At 65.4% G+C, this 19,693-nt stretch carries 16 protein-coding genes; 7 read left to right on the top strand and 9 right to left on the bottom strand.

Translation table 11 applies throughout. The features are described from left to right. The first annotated feature begins 167 nt into the window (after positions 1-167). The 5 genes from BMY12_RS16350 to BMY12_RS16330 all read left to right on the top strand — a co-directional run bounded on the left by BMY12_RS16350 (position 168) and on the right by BMY12_RS16330 (position 5,225). On the top strand, positions 168-2,330 hold the full coding sequence (locus BMY12_RS16350) for a M3 family metallopeptidase (RefSeq protein ID WP_093288692.1): 2,163 nt from the start codon (positions 168-170) through the stop codon (positions 2,328-2,330). After that, positions 2,330-3,100 (top strand): acyl-CoA thioesterase, encoded by a 771-nt coding sequence (locus BMY12_RS16345; protein WP_093288690.1) that lies wholly within the window; start codon positions 2,330-2,332, stop codon positions 3,098-3,100. The genes BMY12_RS16350 and BMY12_RS16345 overlap by 1 nt, the downstream gene beginning before the upstream one ends. Positions 3,101-3,300: 200 nt before the next feature. Continuing rightward, positions 3,301-3,918 (top strand): alpha-ketoglutarate-dependent dioxygenase AlkB family protein, encoded by a 618-nt coding sequence (locus BMY12_RS16340; protein ID WP_093288687.1) that lies wholly within the window; start codon positions 3,301-3,303, stop codon positions 3,916-3,918. Between the two features lie 216 nt (positions 3,919-4,134). After that, complete coding sequence (locus tag BMY12_RS16335) at positions 4,135-4,554, top strand: hypothetical protein (protein WP_093288684.1); 420 nt, start codon at positions 4,135-4,137, stop codon at positions 4,552-4,554. Between the two features lie 116 nt (positions 4,555-4,670). Beyond that, on the top strand, positions 4,671-5,225 hold the full coding sequence (locus tag BMY12_RS16330) for a uracil-DNA glycosylase (protein ID WP_093288681.1): 555 nt from the start codon (positions 4,671-4,673) through the stop codon (positions 5,223-5,225). A 108-nt stretch (positions 5,226-5,333) separates the two neighbouring features. Here the strand turns inward: BMY12_RS16330 and nth are convergent, their stop codons facing one another. From nth to BMY12_RS16310, 4 genes are all read right to left on the bottom strand, one after another. Further along, positions 5,334-5,990 carry an endonuclease III gene (gene nth / locus BMY12_RS16325; RefSeq protein WP_093288678.1) on the bottom strand — a complete coding sequence of 219 codons (657 nt, stop codon included), beginning with the start codon at positions 5,988-5,990 and terminating at the stop codon, positions 5,334-5,336. Beyond that, complete coding sequence (locus BMY12_RS16320; protein WP_245732581.1) at positions 5,987-6,586, bottom strand: RnfABCDGE type electron transport complex subunit B; 600 nt, start codon at positions 6,584-6,586, stop codon at positions 5,987-5,989. Before BMY12_RS16320 ends, nth begins: the two co-directional genes overlap by 4 nt. Positions 6,587-6,599: 13 nt before the next feature. Beyond that, positions 6,600-8,654: a methionine--tRNA ligase gene (gene metG, locus BMY12_RS16315; RefSeq protein WP_093288675.1), complete on the bottom strand. Its 2,055-nt coding sequence runs from the start codon at positions 8,652-8,654 to the stop codon at positions 6,600-6,602. Between the two features lie 94 nt (positions 8,655-8,748). Further along, positions 8,749-11,709 carry an Rne/Rng family ribonuclease gene (locus tag BMY12_RS16310; RefSeq protein ID WP_093288672.1) on the bottom strand — a complete coding sequence of 987 codons (2,961 nt, stop codon included), beginning with the start codon at positions 11,707-11,709 and terminating at the stop codon, positions 8,749-8,751. A 311-nt stretch (positions 11,710-12,020) separates the two neighbouring features. Between BMY12_RS16310 and BMY12_RS16305 the strand changes: the two genes are divergently transcribed. Beyond that, a complete protein-coding gene (locus BMY12_RS16305; protein WP_436278869.1) occupies positions 12,021-12,938 on the top strand; it encodes an RluA family pseudouridine synthase in 918 nt (305 codons plus the stop codon). 12 nt (positions 12,939-12,950) lie between these two features. Next, positions 12,951-13,613, top strand: coding sequence for an HAD-IA family hydrolase (locus tag BMY12_RS16300; protein WP_093288667.1), 663 nt, complete (start codon positions 12,951-12,953; stop codon positions 13,611-13,613). 123 nt (positions 13,614-13,736) lie between these two features. Here BMY12_RS16300 and BMY12_RS16295 read toward each other — a convergent pair whose 3' ends face one another. The 5 genes from BMY12_RS16295 to BMY12_RS16275 form a co-directional block, all read right to left on the bottom strand. Next, positions 13,737-14,168, bottom strand: coding sequence for a universal stress protein (locus BMY12_RS16295; protein WP_093288665.1), 432 nt, complete (start codon positions 14,166-14,168; stop codon positions 13,737-13,739). A 69-nt stretch (positions 14,169-14,237) separates the two neighbouring features. Next, positions 14,238-15,026: a 16S rRNA (adenine(1518)-N(6)/adenine(1519)-N(6))-dimethyltransferase RsmA gene (gene rsmA, locus BMY12_RS16290; RefSeq protein WP_093288662.1), complete on the bottom strand. Its 789-nt coding sequence runs from the start codon at positions 15,024-15,026 to the stop codon at positions 14,238-14,240. Beyond that, positions 15,023-16,018 carry a 4-hydroxythreonine-4-phosphate dehydrogenase PdxA gene (pdxA, locus tag BMY12_RS16285; protein ID WP_093288660.1) on the bottom strand — a complete coding sequence of 332 codons (996 nt, stop codon included), beginning with the start codon at positions 16,016-16,018 and terminating at the stop codon, positions 15,023-15,025. Before pdxA ends, rsmA begins: the two co-directional genes overlap by 4 nt. A gap of 26 nt (positions 16,019-16,044) precedes the next feature. After that, a complete protein-coding gene (locus BMY12_RS16280; RefSeq protein ID WP_093288657.1) occupies positions 16,045-17,379 on the bottom strand; it encodes a peptidylprolyl isomerase in 1,335 nt (444 codons plus the stop codon). 63 nt (positions 17,380-17,442) lie between these two features. Continuing rightward, positions 17,443-19,662: an LPS-assembly protein LptD gene (locus tag BMY12_RS16275; RefSeq protein WP_245732578.1), complete on the bottom strand. Its 2,220-nt coding sequence runs from the start codon at positions 19,660-19,662 to the stop codon at positions 17,443-17,445. Between the last annotated feature and the right edge of the window lie 31 nt (positions 19,663-19,693).

Raw genomic sequence — 19,693 nt, 5'->3', positions numbered from 1 at the left:
GCGCAGCGATGGCGGAGAGGGTTGGGGTGAGGGTGCATCCGCATGCGATGCGGCCCGCTGGTGGAAGCCACCGGCTTGTCGCCCGCCGTCGCCCTGTGAAACGATCCGGGGCTTCGTGCGCCGCTGCTGCCGGCGGCGCAGCCCAGACAAACAAACCGAAGGAGCCGATGATGACCTCCGTCCGTATCGCGCTGGCCGCCGCCTTGCTGATGGGCGCCGGCCAGACCCTTGCCGCTGACACCGCCATGTCCAAAGACAATCCTTTCGCCCAGCCCAGCAGCCTGCCGTACCAGCTGCCGCCCTTCGACCGCATCCACGACAGCGACTTCATGCCCGCCTTTGCGGCCGGCATGGCCGAGCAGTTGCGCGAGGTGCAGCTCATTGCCGACAACGCGGAGGCCCCGAGCTTCGACAACACCATCGTCGCCCTGGAGCGCAGCGGCCGGCTGCTGTCGCGCGTATCCACGGTGTTCTTCAACCTGAGCAGCTCCGACACCAACGACACCCGGCAGAAGATCGAAGAAGAGATCGCGCCGCAGCTGTCCGCGCATCAGGACAGCATCCTGCTCAATGCCAGGCTCTATGCGCGGGTCGCGGCCCTGTATGAACAGCGCGACACGCTCAAGCTCGACGCCGAATCGCAGCGCCTGCTGGAGCGCTACCACACGCGCTTCGTGCGCGCCGGCGCGCAGCTCAGCGAGGCGCAGAAGGATCAGCTGCGCAAGCTCAACAGCGAACTCTCCGAGCTGACCACACGCTTCGACCAGAACCTGCTCAAGGAAACCAAGGCCGGCGCGGTGGTGGTGGACAAGGCCGAAGACCTGGCGGGCCTGTCGGAAGGCGAGATTGCCGCCGCAGCGGATGCCGCCAAGGCACGCGGCCTGGACGGCAAGTACCTCATCACCCTGCAGAACACCAGCGGCCAGCCGGCCGAGCAGTCGCTGCGCTCGCGCGCCCTGCGTGAAAAGCTCTACCGCGCCTCGGTGACGCGCGCCAATCACGGCGGCGATTCCGACAACAAGGCGGTCATCGCGCGCATCGTGCTGCTGCGCGCACAGCGCGCCGCGCTGCTGGGTTACGGCGATCACGCTTCCTATGTGCTGGAAGACGAAACCGCGCGCACCACGGCGGCAGTGAACAAGATGCTGGGCCAGCTGGCGCCGGCGGCGGTGGCCAATGCCCGTCGCGAGGCAGCCGACATGCAGAAGCTGATCGACGCGGATCGCGGCGGCTTCAAGCTCGCACCCTGGGACTGGTCCTACTACGCCGAGAAGCTGCGCAAGGCGCGCTACGACTTCGACGAGTCGCAGATGAAGCCGTACCTGGAGCTGGAGAACGTGCTGCAGAACGGCGTGTTCTACGCCGCCAATCGCCTCTATGGTCTCAGCTTCAAGGAGCGCAAGGACCTGCCGGTGTATCTGCCGGACGTGCGCGTGTTCGAAGTGTTCAACGCCGACGGCACGCCGCTGGCGCTGTTCCTGGCGGACTACTTCAAGCGCGACTCCAAGCGCGGCGGTGCCTGGATGAACGAGTTCGTCTCGCAGTCCGCACTGTTCGGCACCAAGCCGGTGGTGGTGAACAATCTCAACATCCCCAAGCCGCCGGCCGGCGAGCCGGTGCTGCTCACCTTCGATGAGGTGACCACCCTGTTCCACGAGTTCGGTCACGCCCTGCACGGCATGTTCTCCAATGTGCAGTACCCGTATTTCGCCGGCACCAATGTGCCGCGCGACTTCGTGGAGTTCCCCTCGCAGGTCAACGAAATGTGGGCCACCGATGCGCAGGTGCTGAAGAACTACGCGCGTCACTACAAGACCGGCGAGGCGATGCCGCAGGCCCTGCTGGACAAGGTGCTGGCCACGCAGAAGTTCAATCAGGGCTTTGCCACCACCGAGTATCTGGCCGCTGCGATTCTGGATCAGCGCTGGCACCAGCTGCCGATCGCGCAGGCCGAGATCAAGGACGTGAACCTGTTTGAAGCCCAGGCCCTGCAGAAGGCCGGCGTGGCCATGAGCCAGGTGCCGCCGCGTTACCGCAGCACCTACTTCGCGCATGTGTTTGCGGGCGGCTACGACGCCGGCTACTACGCCTACATCTGGAGCGAGGTGCTGGACGCCGACACCGTGCAATGGTTCAAGGAAAACGGCGGCCTCAAGCGTGAGAACGGCGACCGCTTCCGCAGCCTGCTGCTCTCGCGCGGCGGCAGCACTGATGCCATGACCCTGTATCGCGCCTTCCGTGGCCGCGATCCCGACATCAAGCCGCTGCTGGAACGTCGCGGTCTGGATCAGCCGGCGCCCAAGAGCAAGGCCAGGAAAAAGGTTCAGTGATGAAGTTTTCGCAAGTGCTGGCGCTGGATGATGCCGCGCCGGTTCCGGAAAGCTGGGCGCAGGGACGCACCTTGTTCGGTGGTCTGCAGGGCGCGCTGCTGCTGCGTGCCATGCGCCGCCTGGTGCCTGGCGAGATTCCGCTGCGCAGTCTGCAGGTGAGCTTCATCGCGCCGGTATCGCCGGGCGTGCCGCGCATCGAGGCGCGCCTGCTGCGCAGCGGCAAATCCGTGGTGCAGGTGGAAGCGCGCATCCTGGATGGCGACAACGTGGCTTGCCTGGCGGTAGGCATCTTCGGCCGTGCGCGTGAATCCAGCATCCGCCTGCAGCCCGCCGCGCCGCAGAATGTCGCGCCGCCCGAGCAGACGCCCGAGCGCGCCTACAAGGCCGGGCGCATGCCCGAGTTCCTGCAGCACCTGCAATTCCGCTGGGTGCTCAATCTGCCCTGTTCGGGCGCCAGCGAGGCCCGCACGCAAACCTGGGTGCGCTTGCTGGACGAAGCGCCGGTTGGCGAAGCCCAGCTCATCGCCCTGGCCGATGCCATTCCCACGCCGGCGATCTCGCTGCTGCGCCAGTCGCCCATGGCCAGCTCCATGACCTGGACCCTGGAACTGCTGCGGCAGGACTACGACGCCGATCCTGCCGGCTACTGGCTGATAGACGCCGAGGCCAATGCCGCCGCCGACGGCTACGTGAACCAGACCGCGACGCTGTGGAGCCCGGACGGCAAGGCCGTGGCCCTGAGCCGGCAGACGGTGGTGGTGTTTGCGTAAGCCTTGCAGGCTCACGCGTTTTAACAGTCTCAAGCGCTGGCATCCAGCAATCGCAGCCAACGCAGCAATCGCAGCCAGCCCGCAAAGCCGGCGCTGCGCTGTTCCCCTCTCCCCTCGCGGGAGAGGGGTAGGGGAGAGGGGGCGCTGGCGCAGCCAGCGTACCCGCCGCACAAACGCATCGCAGTCCTGATTCCATAAGCGTGGATCTCTTCCAACCCAGCTCAAGCTTCACGCGCATCGCACTGCACGATGCCGATGTACGCCTGCTGCCCGCCTTTCTCTCGCCAACCGAAGCCGCGCAGCTGCAACAGCAACTCATCGCACAAACGCCCTGGCGCTGCGACGAAATCTTCGTCTGGGGCAAGCGCCATCTGCAGCCGCGACTGGTCGCCTGGTACAGTGATGAAGGCTGCCGCTACACCTACTCCGGCATCCAGATGCAGCCCCTGCCATGGACGCCGCTGCTCGCCGATCTCAAGGCCCGCGTCGAACAGGCTTGCGAGGCGCACTTCAACAGCGTGCTGCTCAACTACTACCGCAACGAGCGCGACAGCATGGGCATGCACAGCGACGACGAACCCGAGCTGGGCCCGCAGCCCTGCATCGCATCGCTGAGCCTGGGCGAAGAACGCGTGCTGAGCTTCGCCTCACGCGGCATCGGCCCGCGCCGCACGCTGCGCCTGCCGCTGCCCTCCGGCAGCCTGCTGCTGATGCAGGGCGACACCCAGCACCACTGGAAGCACGGCATCGCCAAATCCACGCGCCACATGGCGGCGCGGGTGAATCTCACGTTTCGGCGCATTCTTCCGCCGGCTTGAGTGTCCGCTGACTGGAAACTGTTTCCTCCGATTGCTGCGGGTGCTATACCTTTGCCGTGACGCCTCAGGCTGCGAGAGCTTACTGGACATGAAATGCGTCGTTTTGCGTTGCCGATTTTCTAGATTTAGAGCGTTTGTCGGAGCAGTGATGATTTTATCGGACAGGACTGCGGTTTATTAGAAACGCTTGGCATCATCGAAATTTTTGAGCTCATCATGACGGCTGTTACCGCCACCATCGCTCTGCTGATTTCGCTAGCGAGCTTTGCATTCAGTGTTTATCAGTACCGCATTCTTCAGAAGGTGCGCGTCGGAGAGAAGGCAAGCGTAATGCTGCGTCTTGCGTATGATCTTAGGCGAAAATCTGAAGATCTAAAGCATAAGGTCGACTCCACAGATAACGTCCCTGACTATCCAGAATTGTTCGCCAAGGTAGATACATTCGTTGGAGAAGGAATCAAAGGCCTTATGCTCTCGCAAAAGCTATCGTGGGACGAGCTGCTCAAGATTGAGCAGCGTCTCCTTCCGCTTGAGCTAGAACTCGACCTCTTCTACAAGCAGGTCGTGGAAGCAGGCAGATTCAATGACGAAGTTCGAGCCTATGAGAAAGCCAAGGCGCAGAAACATGAACTCTAACCATCGCATGCAGCCAGCTTAGCCCGGATGCAATGAAATGAAATCCGGAATTGAGGCGGTCGACGCCACTGCCGTGCTCAGGTTTGGCAGTTATTTTTGTTCAATCTGAGAAGCCGATGAAGTCATTCGCCGAGATTGTCGAGAAAATCCGCACTGAACGCGGATTACCAAAGGAGAAGGTGCCCGCGTTTGATCCTCGTAATGGCAACGAGTCGGCAATATTTTTGTTTCTCCTGGAGGCTCCTGGTGCAGGCGCAGTCACGTCTGGAATTGTCTCTTTCGAGAACCACGATCAGACCGCAAAAGAATTCCAGCGGCAATTGGCAGCAGCGGGCATTTCTCGTGAGCAGATCGCCATTTGGAATACTGTTCCATGGTATGTCGGGTCAGAGGGAATCGAGAGAATCAGGGCGGCACAGGGATCTGATATACAAGCAGGACTTCAGTATCTGGAGCCTGTAATTCGCGCGATGCCGAATCTGAGGTACATCGTGCTTATGGGAGGTGCCGCGCGCCGTGCGCATGTGTTTCTGTCGCGAATAACCACAGCGCGGATCGTAAGTTGTCATCACACTTCGCCGAAGGTGAGTGCCAACAATAAGTTGGCAAGAGACGAAAACATTGCGGTGCTCAGGTTTATCAGCCAGCGCAGCCCAGATGCAATGAAATGAAATTCGGGCTGCCATGGTTCGAAAAGAGCCGCGCATGAATACAGTCACGAGCGGCCAAGCATCATTCGGCGCTGGTAATTGAAACCATCCAAGGCAAGATAAAAAGCCTCACCCCACCACCGGCGCCAGATCACGCGCCGTCTTGCCGCGATACTCGCACAGCTCATAAATCCCGCAGCGCGCGCACTCGGGTTTACGCGCCTTGCAGACGTAGCGGCCGTGCAGGATCAGCCAGTGGTGCGCATCGCGCGCGAACTCCGCCGGCGTGAACTTCAGCAGGCGGTCTTCCACCTGACGCACGTTCTTGCCGGGCGCGAGGCCCGTGCGGTTGGCGACGCGGAAGATGTGCGTGTCCACGGCGATGGTGTGTTCGCCAAAGGCAGTGTTGAGCACCACGTTCGCGGTCTTGCGGCCGACGCCGGGCAGGGCTTCGAGTGCTTCGCGGCTGCGTGGCACTTGGCTGCCATGCTGTTCAATCAGCCGCTGGCAGAGGCCGATCACGTTCTTGGCCTTGGTCTGATACAGGCCGATGGTCTTGATGTATTCGCGCAGGCCGGCTTCGCCCAGGGCCAGAATCTTCTCCGGCGTGTTGGCGACGGGAAAGAGTCTGGCGGTGGCCTTGTTGACGCCGACGTCGGTGGCCTGCGCGGAGAGCACCACGGCCACCAGCAGTTCGAACGGCGTGCTGTAGTGCAGTTCGGTGGTCGGCGCGGGATTGGCGGCCTGCAGGCGGCGGTAGATTTCCTGGCGCTTGGTGGGGTTCATGAGGATTGGTTCTGTCGCTTGGCCTGCGCCGCCGCCAGGGCGCGTGCCACGGGGTCGGCCAGATTGCGCAGACGCGCTTCGCGCTCGGCGCGGGCTTCGTCTTCCCAGCGTTGCAGGCGGGCCGCGCGCGCTTCATAGCGCTGCCGATACTGCGGCGCGGTCTGTTCGACGGGCAAGGCTTCGCCCACATCCACCATGCTGATGCAGTCCACCGGGCAGGGCGGGATGCACAGCTCGCAGCCGCTGCATTCCTCGGCGATCACGGTGTGCATGAGATTGGCGGCGCCGAGAATGGCGTCGGTGGGGCAGGCCTGGATGCACTTGGTGCAGCCGATGCACACGGCTTCATCGATGCGCGCCAGCAGACGCCGCGTGATGGCCAGACCGTTGACGGGATTCAGCGGCAGCGCTTCGCGTTGCAGCAGCGAGGCCAGCGCCTGCACGCCGGCCTCGCCGCCGGGCGGGCATTGGTTGATCTCGGCTTGCCCGCTGGCGATGGCCTCGGCATACGGACGGCAGGCCGGATAGCCGCAGCGCGTGCACTGCGTCTGCGGCAGCAGGGCGTCGATCTGTTCGATCAGTGCCGGCAGGCTCACGGCGAAGGCGCGCTTACTTCACCCGCATGCCGGGCTGCGCGCCCTCGTCGGGAATCAGCACGAAGGGCCGGCCGCCCTCTTCGCTGGCGGCCAGCACCATGCCTTCGCTCATGCCGAACTTCATCTTGCGCGGCGCGAGATTGGCCACCATCACGGTGAGCTTGCCGATCAGCGCTTCGGGTGCGTAGGCCGACTTGATGCCGGCAAACACCTGGCGCTTGCCCAGCGCGCCGAGATCCAGCTGCAGGCGCAGCAGCTTGTCGGCGCCCTCCACCTGCTCGGCGTTTTCGATGCGCGCGATGCGCAGGTCCAGCTTGGTGAAGTCGTCGATGCTGATGGTGCCGGGTTCGCTCACGGGTTCACTCTTGGCCTTGGCGGATTTGGCCGGCACCGGCGAGGGCGGCGGCGGCAGACTGGCGGCGGCTTCTTCGCCGAGCATGGTGGTGATGGACTTCTGTTCGATGCGGGTCACCAGCGCCTCGTAGGGCGCGATGCTGGCGCCCAGCAGGGGCTTGTGCAGATCGGCCCAGCTCAGCGGCTCCACGCGCAGGAAGGCTTCCACCTTGGCGACAATCGCCGGCAGCACGGGCTTCAGGTAGATGCTCAGCTGACGGAAGACGTTGATGAAGGTGGTGCAGACCTGATGCAGCCGCTCGCGCTGGGTCTCATCCTTCGCCAGCGTCCAGGGCGCCAGCTTCTGGATCTCGGCATTGGCGTCGTCGGCCATCAGCATGATTTCGCGCAGCGCGCCGGCAAAGTCGCCGTCCTGATACAGCTTGGCGATGGCATCCGCCTCGCCGGCCAGGTCTTCGAACAGCTGGCGATCATGCATCTGCACCGCGAGGCGGCCGTCGAACAGTTTTTCGATGAAGCCCGCGCAGCGGCTGGCGATATTCACGTACTTGCCCACCAGATCGCTGTTCACGCGGTTGGCGAAGTCGGTGAGATTCAGGTCCAGATCATCCACGCCGCTGCCGAGCTTGGCGGCGAAGTAGTAGCGCAGATATTCCGGCTGCAGATGGTTGAGATAGGTGCGCGCCTTGATGAAGGTGCCGCGGCTCTTGCTCATCTTGGCGCCGTCGATGGTGAGATAACCATTGACGTGCAGCTTGCTGGGCGTGCGAAAGCCTGCGCCCTTGAGCATCGCCGGCCAGAACAGGCCGTGGAAGTTGACGATGTCCTTGCCGATGAAGTGGTGCAGCTCGCTGCTCTGGGCCTCGGCGGCCCAGAAGTCCTCGAAGTTCAGGCCGGCCTTGTTGCACAGGGCCTGGAAGCTGGCCATGTAGCCGATGGGCGCGTCCAGCCATACGTAGAAGAACTTGCCCGGCGCGTCGGGAATGGCGAAGCCGAAGTAAGGCGCATCGCGCGAGATGTCCCAGTCCTTCAGGCCGGCTGCGAACCATTCCTTGAGCTTGGCCTTCACCGAAGGATGCGCCACCTCGCCTTCCAGCCACTGCTCCAGAAAGCTCTGGAACCTGGACAGCTCGAAGAAGTAGTGCTCGGAATCCTTCATCACCGGCGTGGCGCCGGAGACCACGGAGCGCGGGTTCTTCAGATCGGTGGGCGAGTAGGCGGCGCCGCAGTTCTCGCAGTTGTCGCCGTACTGATCCGCCGTGCCGCACTTGGGGCATTCGCCCTTGATGTAGCGGTCCGGCAGGAACATTTCCTTCACCGGATCGTAGAGCTGCTGGATGCTGCGCCGGGCAATGGCGCCGGCATCGCGCAGGCGGCGGTAGATCAGCTCGCTGTAGTGACGGTTCTCTTCCGAATGCGTGGAGTGGTAGTGATCGAAGCCGACCAGAAAGTCCGCGAAGTCGCGCGCGTGGTCTTTCTGGATGGCGGCGATGAAGGCCTCCGGCGCCACGCCGGCCTTTTCGGCGGCGAGCATGATCGGCGTGCCGTGCGCGTCGTCGGCGCAGACGTAGTGCACCTGATGGCCCAGCAGGCGCTGGAAGCGCACCCAGATGTCGGCCTGCACATAACCCACCATATGGCCGAGATGGATCGGGCCATTGGCGTAGGGCAGGGCGTTGGTGACGAGCAGTCGCTTGGTCGGGGAGCTGGGCATGGCGGCGCGCGGTATTCGTGAAGGGCGGGATTATCGCACGCATGAAAAAGGCGGCCACCAGGGCCGCCTTTTTCTCCAGCTCGCTTGTGCCTGTTCAGCCGGCGTTGCTGTTGCTCTCCGAACCGTTCTTCTGCGGTTGGGTGGCGTTCTCGAACAGCTTGAAGTAGTCCGAGGCCGGCGCGGTGGCGCGGTACGGCGAGTTGCCGGCCGGCTCCTGCGTGCCCGGCTCCGAACTGGGCGCGGGCTGTGGCGCCGGCTCCGCCGCGCTGGGCTCGCTGGCAGGCGGCTCCGGCTCCGGCTGCGGCGCAAGCTCCACCAGCACCGGTGCCGGCGCGGCCGCTTCCGCCGGTGCCGCGGGTTCTTCAACAAGCGGCGCGGCCGGCTGCGTCTCGGTCAGCACGGGCGTCACGGTTTCGACCGCTTCGGGCGCGGCCTCGGCCACTGCCGGCGCTGCGACTTCAACGGCGGCCGGCTCGACCACCGCTTCCAGCGGCTTGAGCTCGACCAGCACCGGCGCAGGCGCCGGCTCGACCTCGGCGGGCGACTCGACTGCCGCAGCTTCCTGCGGGGCGGGTTCCACCACCACCGTCACCGGGGACTGGGCCGGGGCCGGCGCGGCGCTGCGCTCTTCACGCGGAATTTCGCGCAGCAGCGGCAGCTGCTGTTCGATCGGCGTGTCCTGCGCCTCGCCGGTGCTCTGCAGCTGCGGTGCGTCTTCGGACAGCGCGTCGGCGGCTTCTTCCTCGCCTGCAATCAGCACCACGGCGGCGCCGGCAGCCGCAGCGGCTTCGCCGTTGCGCTCGCCACGTTCGCCACGCTCGCGACGGTCGCGGCCACCACGACGGCGACGACGGCCCCCGCCTTCGCGACCCTCACGCGGCGCCTGCTCGTTGCGCGGCTGCTCGCCGTTCACGGCGGCTTCGGTCACGGCGCCCACTTCCAGCAGCATCACTTCCTCGCTCGGCGTTTCCGGCTTGGGCTCGGGACGCGGCTGCGCCTGCGGAGCCGGCTGCTGCGGATTGCGCGGCTGCTGGTTCTGCTGCGGGCGCTGCTGCTGGGGCTGCTGCTGCGGATTGCGCGGCTGCGGGTTCTGCTGCTGCGGACGCTGCTGCTGGGGCTGTTGCTGCGGCTTGTTCTGCTGCTGGCCACGCTGCGGATTCTGCTGGCCGCGCTGCTGGCCGCGATCACCGCGATCATTGCGCTCGCCACGCGCATCGCGACGGTCCTGGCCACGCTGATCGCGACCGCGACGGTTGTCGTCGCGACGCTCATCGCGGCGGCCATCACGACGCTGCGGCTGCGCGGGTGCGGCAGCGGCCGGCGCGCTCTGACGGCCGAAGCCGAGCAGGCGCAGCAGCTTGGTCCAGAAGCTGTCGCCGTTCACCGCCACCGGCTGCATGGCCACGGGCGCGGCCACCGGCGCCGGCTGCGGGGCTTCCACCACCGGCGCGGGCGAGGACGGCAGAATCTGCTTCACCGCCGGCTCGGCCAGGCTGCGGGCCGGCGCGGCGCCGGTCTTCACCAGCTCCTCGACGGGCTTGGCGTTGAAATCCTCGCCGAGCAGATAGCTGCTGGCGCTGTTGTTTTCCTGCTGCAGATGATCGGCGCGGACGCGCTTGATCTCGTAATTGGGCGTCAGCAGGCTGGCATTGGGCACCACGGTGACGGCCACGCGGTTGCGCGCTTCCACCTCGCGGATCGCCATGCGCTTCTCATTGAGCAGGAAGGTGCCCACGTCCACCGGCACCTGCACGATGATGCGGCCGGTGCGCTCCTTCATGGCCTCTTCTTCGATCAGGCGCAGCACCGACAGCGCCATCGACTCCACGCTGCGGATATGGCCACGGCCGGCGCAGCGCGGGCAGGGCACCTGGGTATGTTCGGAGAGGCTGGGGCGCAGGCGCTGGCGCGACAGCTCCAGCAGGCCGAAGCGCGAAATCTTGCCGAGCTGGATGCGTGCGCGGTCCATCTCCACGGCGCGTTCCAGGCGCTTTTCCACTTCGCGCTGGTTCTTGCTCGAATTCATGTCGATGAAGTCGATCACCACCAGGCCGCCGAGGTCGCGCAGGCGCAGCTGGCGGGCGATTTCGTCGGCCGCTTCCAGATTGGTGTTGAAGGCGGTGTCTTCGATGCTGCCGCCGCCGGTGGCCTTGGCCGAGTTGATGTCGATGGCGGTGAGCGCCTCGCCCACGTCGATCACGATCGAGCCGCCGGAGGGCAGGCGCACGTGGCGCTCATGCGCGGTTTCGATCTGCGATTCGATCTGGTAGCGCGAGAACAGCGGGGTTTCTTCGCGATAGAGCTTGAGCCGCTGCAGGTGCGCGGGCATCACATGCTCCATGTGCGTGCGCGCCTGCTCGTAGATCTCGGGGTTGTCGATGATGACTTCGCCGATGTCCGCACGCAGATAGTCGCGCAGCGCGCGCAGGATGATGTTGTTTTCCTGATAGATCAGGAACGGGCCGGAACGCTCGGCGGCGGCTTTTTCCACCGCGCTCCAGATCTCGATCAGGTAGTTGGCATCCCACTGCAGCTCTTCGACGGTGCGACCCACGCCATTGGAGCGGATGATCACGCCCATGGTGTCGGGGATTTCGAGCTTTTCCAGCGCTTCCTTGGCTTCCTCGCGCTCATCGCCCTCGGCACGGCGCGAGACGCCGCCGGCCTTCGGGTTGTTGGGCATCAGCACCAGATAGCGGCCGGCCAGGGACACGAAGGTGGTCAGCGCCGCGCCTTTGTTGCCGCGCTCTTCCTTCTCGACCTGGACGATGATTTCCTGGCCTTCCTGCAGCTGCTCACGCAGATTGCCGGAGCCGGACTTGAAGTACGAACGCGCGATTTCCTTGACCGGCAGGAAGCCATGGCGCTCGGCGCCATAGTCGATGAAGCAGGCTTCTAAGGAAGGTTCGACGCGGGTGATGCGGCCTTTGTAGACGTTACCTTTTTTCTGTTCGCGGGCAGCGGTTTCGATATCAAGGTCTTGGAGCTTCTGGCCATCAACGATGGCGACGCGCAACTCCTCGCGCTGTGTCGCATTGATCAAAATACGCTTCATGTACAAATTCCTCTGAGGCGCAGCCGTGCTGGCAGGACGCTCGAGCTTGGACAGAGCGGTGTTGTTCGCTGGTCGTCATGGAGCTTTTCCCGGCGCAGCTGCTGCGCATTGTGTCGTTTGGATCGGGGCCGCGACGCTCTGACATCGTCGCGGAATTGGTTCGGAGTGGGTGTCGGGCTGGTACAATTCGAATCCGCCCTTCACCTCAAGTGTCTTCCGTAACCGTAGCTTCGGGAACGGAAAAGACTCGTTCCCTAACCCACGGATTGGCTATTTTGACACAAGATCGCCCGCAAGTCAGATATGTGTCGGTGGGGGCCAAGGAAGACGGCCAACGCATCGACAATTTTCTTTTAAAACAATTGCCTGGTGTGCCGAAATCGCACGTTTACCAGCTCCTGCGCTCGGGTCAGGTCCGGATCAACGGTGGCAGAGTCAAGGCTGAGCGGAAGCTGGCCAAGGGTGACGAGATCCGTATCCCGCCGGTGCGCGACGTGGACAAGTCGCAGGCGGTGCGTCCGCCGGACGCCATGCTCAACCGCCTGCGCGCGACCATCATCCATGAGGATGAGCACTATCTGGCCATCAACAAGCCGGCCGGCGTGGCCTCGCATGCCGGCAGCGGCATCCCGTACGGCGTGATCGAGGCGATCCGCGCCTGGAACAAGTACGAGTTCATCGAGCTGGCGCACCGCCTGGACCGCGACACCAGCGGCGTGCTGCTGCTGGCCAAGGACCGTCCGGCCCTGCTGCGCGCGCAGCGCGCCTTCAAGTACGGCGACACCGAGAAGCGTTACTTCGCGCTGCTGATCGGGCGCTGGCGCGGCGAGGATCGCGACGTTGACGCTGCCTTGGTGAAAAATCGCCTCAATGGCGAACAACACCGCGTGCAGATCGACGAAGAAGACGGCAAACCCTCGAAGTCGCGCTTCTCGCCCAAGGAGCGCTACCGCGACGCCACGCTCTGCGAGGTGCAGATCTTCTCCGGCCGTACCCACCAGATCCGCGTGCATGCCCTGGCGCTGGGCCATCCGGTGGCCGGCGACCAGAAATACGGTGAGCGCACGGACAACAAGCCGCTGCGCGAGCTGGGCCTGAAGCGCATGTTCCTGCATTCGCACTTCCTGAAGCTGCTGCCCGACGGCACTTTCGACAAGCTGATCGTCAATGCGCCGATGCCGGACGAGCTGCGGGACGTGCTGAGCCGGCTGCCGAAAATACGCTCCTGATCCAGGCAGGCCATGCACCGCGTCAAACTGCTGATCTTTGATTGGGACGGCACCCTGTCCGATTCCGCCGCGATGATCGTCGGCGCCATGCAGCGCGCGATCACCGACCTGAACCTGCCGCCGCGTCCGGACCAGGCGATCCGGGAGCTGATCGGCCTGGGTCTGAATGAAGGGCTGACGCTGCTGTACCCGGACATCGAGCTCAAGGCCTTGCGAGGCTTGCTGGACAGCTATCGCGCGCAATGGCTCAGCGAGGGCGCCGGCGAGGCGCCGCTGTTCCCCGGCAGCCTGGAGGCCCTGCAGCGCCTGCACGGCGAGGGTTATCGTCTGGCGATTGCCACCGGCAAGAGCCGCCGTGGCCTCAACCGTTCCCTGCGTCATCACGGCGAACTGGCCGGCTTGATCATCAATTCACGCACCGCCGACGAGACCCTGTCCAAGCCCGATCCGCTGATGCTGCGCGAGCTGCTGGCCGACGAGCAGCTGCAGCCCGAGGAGGCGCTGATGATCGGCGACACCGAATACGATCTGGCCATGGCCCGTGCCATCGGCATGCGTTCGGTGGGCGTGCTCTGCGGGGTGCATCATCCGGAGCGCCTGCTGGATGCCGGGGCGCATTGCTTGTTGGACGGTGTCTGTGATTTGCCGGGCTGGCTGAGCACGGCGAGGGCATGAGGGCATCAGCAGCTAGCAGCTGTTACCGCATTTTCGGGGTCGCTTGGCTTCTGTGGCTTTTGTAGGGCGGGTTAGGCGCGCTAGCGCCGCCCTGCGTCTTTATCTTTCTGTGATGTGGTGCTTTCAGCGCAGGCGCAGCGCCAGTACATCGCAGGGCGCGCGGTGGACGAGATTGTCTTCGGTGTGGCTGAGCCAGGCGGCCAGACCTTTGCGTGGCTGGTGGCCGACGATCACCAGGTCCACGCCCTGTTTCTGCACCAGCTGCTCGATCTGCGTCACCACCGTGCCGGTGCTGACGTGCGCGCAGTCTTCCGGCAGGTTCTGCTTGCGGCACAGCGCCAGCAGCTTGCCGCGCGCCTCTTCTTCCAGCTGCTGGGTGACGTCATAAGGGGTGGTCATCAGCAGCTCGCCACTTTCGATCGGCGTGTACTCGATGACGTGCAGCAGGCTCAGGCGGGCGCCAAAGTGCTGGGCCAGAACGTGGGCGCGGTCCAGGACGGCGAGACCGGCGTCGTCGAACACGATGGCGGCCAACAAGTGTTGGTAGGGCGGCATGATCGACTCCGATGCGTACGGGCGAGCCGGCAGTATCACCCACCCGCGCGCGCGGTCAACTGCGCAAAATCAATGCCCGGCGGACGGCAGCAGCGCGGCCAGACGCGCGAAGTCGCGCGCATGCAGGCGTTCGGCGCGGATGCCGGGGTCGATGCCGGCGGCGCGGATGGTGTCCGCATCCGCCACGCCGCGCAGGGCATTGGCCAGAGTCTTGCGCCGCTGCGAGAAGGCTTGCGTGATCACGCGGTCGAACTGTCTCTGGTCGGCGATCTCGAAATCCGGCGCGCGCGGAATCAGGCGCACGATGGCCGAGTCCACCTTCGGTGCCGGCTTGAAGGCGCCGGGGCCGACCTTGAACAGATACGCCACTTCGCAGCGCGCGGCCAGGGCCACGCTCAGACGCCCGTAAGCGTCCTCGCCGGGCAGCGCCACCATGCGCTCCACCACTTCCTTCTGCAGCATGAAGTGCATGTCATGAATCACCGCGCTCTGCTCCAGCAGATGAAACAGCAGCGGCGTGGAGATGTTGTAGGGCAGGTTGCCGACCAGGCGCAGACGCTTGCCGGGCTGCGCGAACTGCGCATAGTCCACGCGCAGCGCGTCGGCCTGCAGGATGTGCAGCTTGTCGCTGTGCGCGCAGGCCTCGCGCAGCCGCGGAATCACGTCGCGATCGATCTCCACCACCTGCAGCCCGCCGGTTTTCGCCAGCAGCGGCGCGGTGAGCGCGCCCAGGCCCGGGCCGATCTCCACCAGCACGTCCTCGGGCTGTGGATTGATGCTGCGGATGATGCGCTCGATCACCTGCGGGTCGTGCAGGAAGTTCTGGCCGAAGCGCTTCTTGGCCTGATGCTCGCTCATGTGCTTTTCGTGCTCAGCGTGATCGCCAGCTGCAGCGCGGCGCGCAGGCTGCCGGCATCGGCCTGGCCGCTGCCGGCCAGATCCAGCGCGGTGCCGTGGTCCACCGAGGTGCGCAGCATGGGCAGGCCGAGGGTGATGTTGATGCTCTCGCCAAAGCCGGCGTACTTGAGCACCGGCAGGCCTTGATCGTGAAACATGGACAGCACCGCGTCGGCGTCCTTCAGGTGGCGCGGCGTGAACAAGGTATCGGCGGGCAGCGGGCCCTGCGCAGCGATGCCCTCGGCGCGCGCCTGCGCGATGGCCGGCGCGATGATGGCTTCATCCTCGTGGCCCAGATGGCCGGACTCGCCGGCATGCGGATTCAGGCCGCAGACCAGGATGCGCGGCTGCGCAATGCCGAAGTGCTGCTGCAGATCGTGATGCAGGATGCGCAGCACCGCGAGCAGCAGCGGCTGGCTCAAGGCATCGGCCACCGCGCGCAGCGGCAGATGGGTGGTGGCCAGCGCCACGCGCAAGGGCTTGTCGCCCACGGTGGCCAGCATCATCACCGGCAAGGGCGCGCCGCAGCGTTCGGCGAGAAATTCGGTGTGGCCGGAGAAGGGGATGCCGGCGTCGTTGATCACGCTCTTCTGCACCGGCCCGGTGACCAGGGCCTGGGCCTGATGCTGCAGGCAGGCGTCGGTGGCGCGGCGCAGGGTTTCCAGCACGTAAGAGGCGTTGCGCACATCCAGCTGTCCCGGCTGCGCCGGCGTTGCCAGGGCCACCGGCAGTACGCGCAGCGTGCCCGGCGGCAGCGGTTGCGCCGGGGCGCCGAGATCCGCAGGCAGCAGCTTCAGCGGCAGCTGCAGCTGTGCGGCGCGCTCTTGCAGCAGCGCGACATCGGCCACCGCCACCAGCTCTGCAGGCCAGGCCTGCTGGGCGATCACGCAGAGCAGGTCCGGCCCGATGCCGGCGGGCTCGCCCGGGGTGATCAGAATGCGCGGCGTGCTCATCGGCGGCCGCCCGGCTCCTGGCCGCCTTAGCTGTTCTGCGCGCTGGCCGCAGCCGCGGCGTCTTCGGGCAGGCGGAATTCGACGTAGGCCTCGTTGCGCAGACGGCGCAGCCAGACGTCGTATTCCTCGCCAGCCTTGCGGTTGCCGATGGCGGTGCGGGCGCGGGCGCGGCGCTGGTCGTCGGTGACGTCGCGCTCGCGGCGCTCGATCACGCCGGCCACATGCCAGCCGAACTGGGTGTGGAAGGGCTGCGAGATTTCGCCGGGCTTGAGTTCGTCCAGGCGCGCCTGGAATTCCGGCACGAACACGCCGGGCGGCTGGAAGCCCAGATCGCCGCCGCTGTTCTTGGAGCCGGGGTCGTCGGAGAATTCCTTGGCGAGCTTGTTGAAGTCCTCGCCGGCCTGCAGGCGGGAATACAGATCGCGCGCGAACAGGCGCGACTGCTCGTCGTCGCGGATCGCATTGCTCTGAATGAGGATGTGGCGGGCGTGGGTTTCGGTGACGGTCTTGCGCTGCTCGCCGCCGCGGCTGTCGGCGAGCTTGAGGATGTGATAACCGCTGCCGGTTTCGATGATGTCGCTGACCTCACCCTTCTTCAGTCTGGCGGCGGCCTGCGCGAAGGCCACCGGCAGATCACTGCCCTTGCGCCAGTCCAGATCGCCGCCCTGCAGGGCCTGCTGGCCGTTGGAGTTGGCGATGGCCAGCTGCGCGAAGTCTTCGCCGGCGCGGGCGCGCTTGATCAGCGCCTCGGTTTTCTTGCGCAGCTGATCGCGCTGGCTCTGGTTGGCGCCGTCGGGCACTGCGATCAGGATGTCGGAGAGGCGGTATTCGCTGTTGCCGCTGCCGCCCTCGGATTTGAGGAAGCCTTCCACGTCCTGGTCGGTGACCACCACATGGCTGTCCACTTCCTTGCTGCGCAGGCGCTGGATGGTGACTTCGTCACGAATCTGTTCGCGCACCGCCAGATAGTCCATGCCGTTCTTGCGCACGGTCTCGGCAAAGCCGGACAGCGACAGGCCGTTCTGCTTGGCGATCTGGGTCAGCACCTCGTTGAGTTCGCGGTCGTCGATGCGGATGCCGGCCTGCTGGGCGCGCTGGGTCTGCACGCGCTGCTGGATGAGGCGCTCCAGCACCTGCTGGCGCAGCACGGCCTCGGGCGGCGCGCCCAGGCCACGCTGGCTGATCTGCTCGCGGGCACTGGCCATGGCATCGTCGAGCTCGCTCTGCAGAATCACGCCGTCGTTGACCACCACCAGGATGCGATCCAGGGGCGCGGCGGCGGCCAGGGCCAGACAGGGGGCGAGCAGCATCAGCAGCGCGGCCAGGATGCGGCGGGACGGCAGGCGCGGCAGCGGGATCATAGGCTTGTGAGTCCGGGTTAAGGCTGGCAGGAAAGGCGCGGATTATGGCGCAAGGCGGGTGGCTTAGTAGACATCGTTGTCGACGCGAAGGTTCGGGAAGCCCGAGCCGAGCTGGCCGAGTCCCTTGAGTTCGAGCTGGATGTAGTAGCCGTTATCGAAATTGCCCTGGGAGTCGACGATGTGGCGGCGGAACGCAAAATCGACGGCCCAGCAGCAGGTGTCGAAGCGCAGGGCGGAGTAGGTGTCCAGGCTCTGGCGGTCGCGCAGCGAGTAGCGCCAGCGGCCGGAGAAGCTGAAGCCATAGGCCAGCGGCGTGATCGCCAGCAGGTCGGTCTGCTCGAAGCTGCCGCTGCGATACCGGTAGGTCGCCTGGAACAGCTGCTTGCCGTCGCCGGTGTAGCGCAGGGCTGCGGCATTGCGGCTGAAGCGTGCATCGGCCGGCGACCACTGCGTCTGCAGGCGCGTGCCCCAGTGCTCGGAAAGCTTGTAGTCCAGACCGCCGACGAAGTCGGTGGCGCCGCTGTCGGGCGGCGATTCACCGGGCAGGCTCACGCGCGGCGCGCTGATGCGGTACAGCTGGCCCAGGGTCACTGCCGCCTTGACGCTGCCGTCGCTCATGTCCAGCTGGCGGCCGGTCAGGGCGAGCGCGAATTCGTTGGCGTCGGAAATGCGGTCCAGTCCGGAAAAGCGGTTGCGCGCGAACAGCTGCGTGATGTCGAAGTCCGGCTCGCCGCTGTCGAACACCGGCAGCTCGCTCTGGTCGCGGTACGGCACGTAGAGATAGAAGAACTGCGGCTGCAGGGTCTGCGGCGTGCCGTCGGCGAGCTGGCGCTCGAAGCGCAGGCCGTATTCGGTGCTGAGCACCGGCAGGGTGCGGCTGGGGCTCTGCGGCTGTCCGGCCGTGGCGTCGTGCAGCGCATAGCCGGTGTAGCGGTAATCGAGCTGGGTCTTGCTGTACCAGGCCACCGAGTCGCGCTCCATCTTCAGGTACGGGTCCAGGTCGTAGCGCAGACCCTGTACGGAGTTGGAGCGGGTGAAATTGCTGAACTCGCCGATGAAGCCGGCGCGCGTGTGGTAGTAGCTGTTGCGGGTCTGCGCGTTGAAGACGAGCTGCGGCAGACGCCGGTACGGTTCCTCGCCGGCCACCAGATTGCTGGCGATCTTCTGGTAGTCCTGCACCAGGGCCTGGATCGAATACGAGGCCGGGGCCTGATAGGTGAGCCTGGCGCTGCGCTCCAGATACGAGATCGAACTCAGGTCGATGGTGCCGCCCAGGTCTTCGAAATACGTGGGATCGCTGACGTTGGCGTAATGCGTTTCCAGGGCCAGGCGCCGGCTGATCAGCTCCTCGTGATTCCAGTAGAGATAGTCGCGGCGGCTGTCGGTGGCGCGGTCGTGGTTCAGGACCTGATAGCCCAGATCGCCCTCGGCGCGCGGAAACAGATAGCGACCGGCGCTGTTCAGCGCCAGGCCACGGTCGGACATGAAGCGCGGGGTCAGCGTCAGGTCGTAATTGGGCGCCAGATTCAGATACAGCGGGGTGCGGATGTCGATGCCGGTGCGCTTGGTGTCGGCGATCACCGGAAACAGCATGCCGCTGTGGCGCGCATCGTCCACCGGGAACTGCAGCCAGGGCGAGTAGAAGATCGGCACGTCCTGGAAGCGCAGCTGCGCGTTGCGTGCGGTGCCCACGCCCTTGTCCTGGTCGATGTCGATGCGGCTGGCTTCCAGATACCAGCTGTCGTTGCCGGGGGCGCAGCTGGTGAAGCGCGCATCGGCAAGGCGCGCGGTCTTGTCCGCGCTCAGCCACAGACGCCGGGAATTGCCGCGCGCCGGATGCGAGAGCAGGGTGAAGGCATTGTCCTTGAACAGTCCGCTCTTGTCGGCGAAGCTGATTTCCGCCTGCTGCGAATCCACCAGCAGGATCTCGCTGCGAAACAGCGACTCGCTGTTGATGATCGCGACTTCGCGGTTGTTGTCGTAGTCGATCTGGTTGGCGCTGACCTCGGTGAGGCCGCGGCGCAGCTTCACCGCGCCCAGCAGCTTGGACAGGCCATCCTGCGACAGGTCCACCTGGTCGGCGGTGAGCGTAACCTTGTCATCGCCGCTGGCGGTGAGCGGCGGCAGCGAATCACTGAGCTGCGCGCAGGAGGCGTTGATCTTTTCCTCCGGCCGCTTGCCGTACTGCCCCAGCGTGGGCAGGGTGTTTTGCGCAAGCGCCGTCGACGCCAGCAGGAGCGCAAGCGCGGGACAAGCCAGTGGCAGCAGTCGCAGGGAAGACAAAGCGGTGAAGGGCTGGGGGTGGAGCGAAAGA

The sequence above is a fragment of the Solimonas aquatica genome (genome assembly GCF_900111015.1).
Classification (GTDB): Bacteria; Pseudomonadota; Gammaproteobacteria; order Nevskiales; family Nevskiaceae; genus Solimonas; species Solimonas aquatica.
This window is presented reverse-complemented; position numbering and strand designations above follow the sequence as displayed.

Bases quoted from the DNA above. Each gene is read 5' to 3' on its own strand.
- BMY12_RS16350 (WP_093288692.1), top strand. From the start codon at position 168: ATGATGACCTCCGTCCGTATCGCGCTGGCCGCCGCCTTGCTGATGGGC.
- BMY12_RS16345 (WP_093288690.1), top strand. From the start codon at position 2,330: ATGAAGTTTTCGCAAGTGCTGGCGCTGGATGATGCCGCGCCGGTTCCG.
- BMY12_RS16335 (WP_093288684.1), top strand. From the start codon at position 4,135: ATGACGGCTGTTACCGCCACCATCGCTCTGCTGATTTCGCTAGCGAGC.
- BMY12_RS16330 (WP_093288681.1), top strand. From the start codon at position 4,671: ATGAAGTCATTCGCCGAGATTGTCGAGAAAATCCGCACTGAACGCGGA.
- nth (WP_093288678.1), bottom strand. From the start codon at position 5,990: ATGAACCCCACCAAGCGCCAGGAAATCTACCGCCGCCTGCAGGCCGCC.
- metG (WP_093288675.1), bottom strand. From the start codon at position 8,654: ATGCCCAGCTCCCCGACCAAGCGACTGCTCGTCACCAACGCCCTGCCC.
- BMY12_RS16310 (WP_093288672.1), bottom strand. From the start codon at position 11,709: ATGAAGCGTATTTTGATCAATGCGACACAGCGCGAGGAGTTGCGCGTC.
- BMY12_RS16300 (WP_093288667.1), top strand. From the start codon at position 12,951: ATGCACCGCGTCAAACTGCTGATCTTTGATTGGGACGGCACCCTGTCC.
- BMY12_RS16295 (WP_093288665.1), bottom strand. From the start codon at position 14,168: ATGCCGCCCTACCAACACTTGTTGGCCGCCATCGTGTTCGACGACGCC.
- rsmA (WP_093288662.1), bottom strand. From the start codon at position 15,026: ATGAGCGAGCATCAGGCCAAGAAGCGCTTCGGCCAGAACTTCCTGCAC.
- pdxA (WP_093288660.1), bottom strand. From the start codon at position 16,018: ATGAGCACGCCGCGCATTCTGATCACCCCGGGCGAGCCCGCCGGCATC.
- BMY12_RS16280 (WP_093288657.1), bottom strand. From the start codon at position 17,379: ATGATCCCGCTGCCGCGCCTGCCGTCCCGCCGCATCCTGGCCGCGCTG.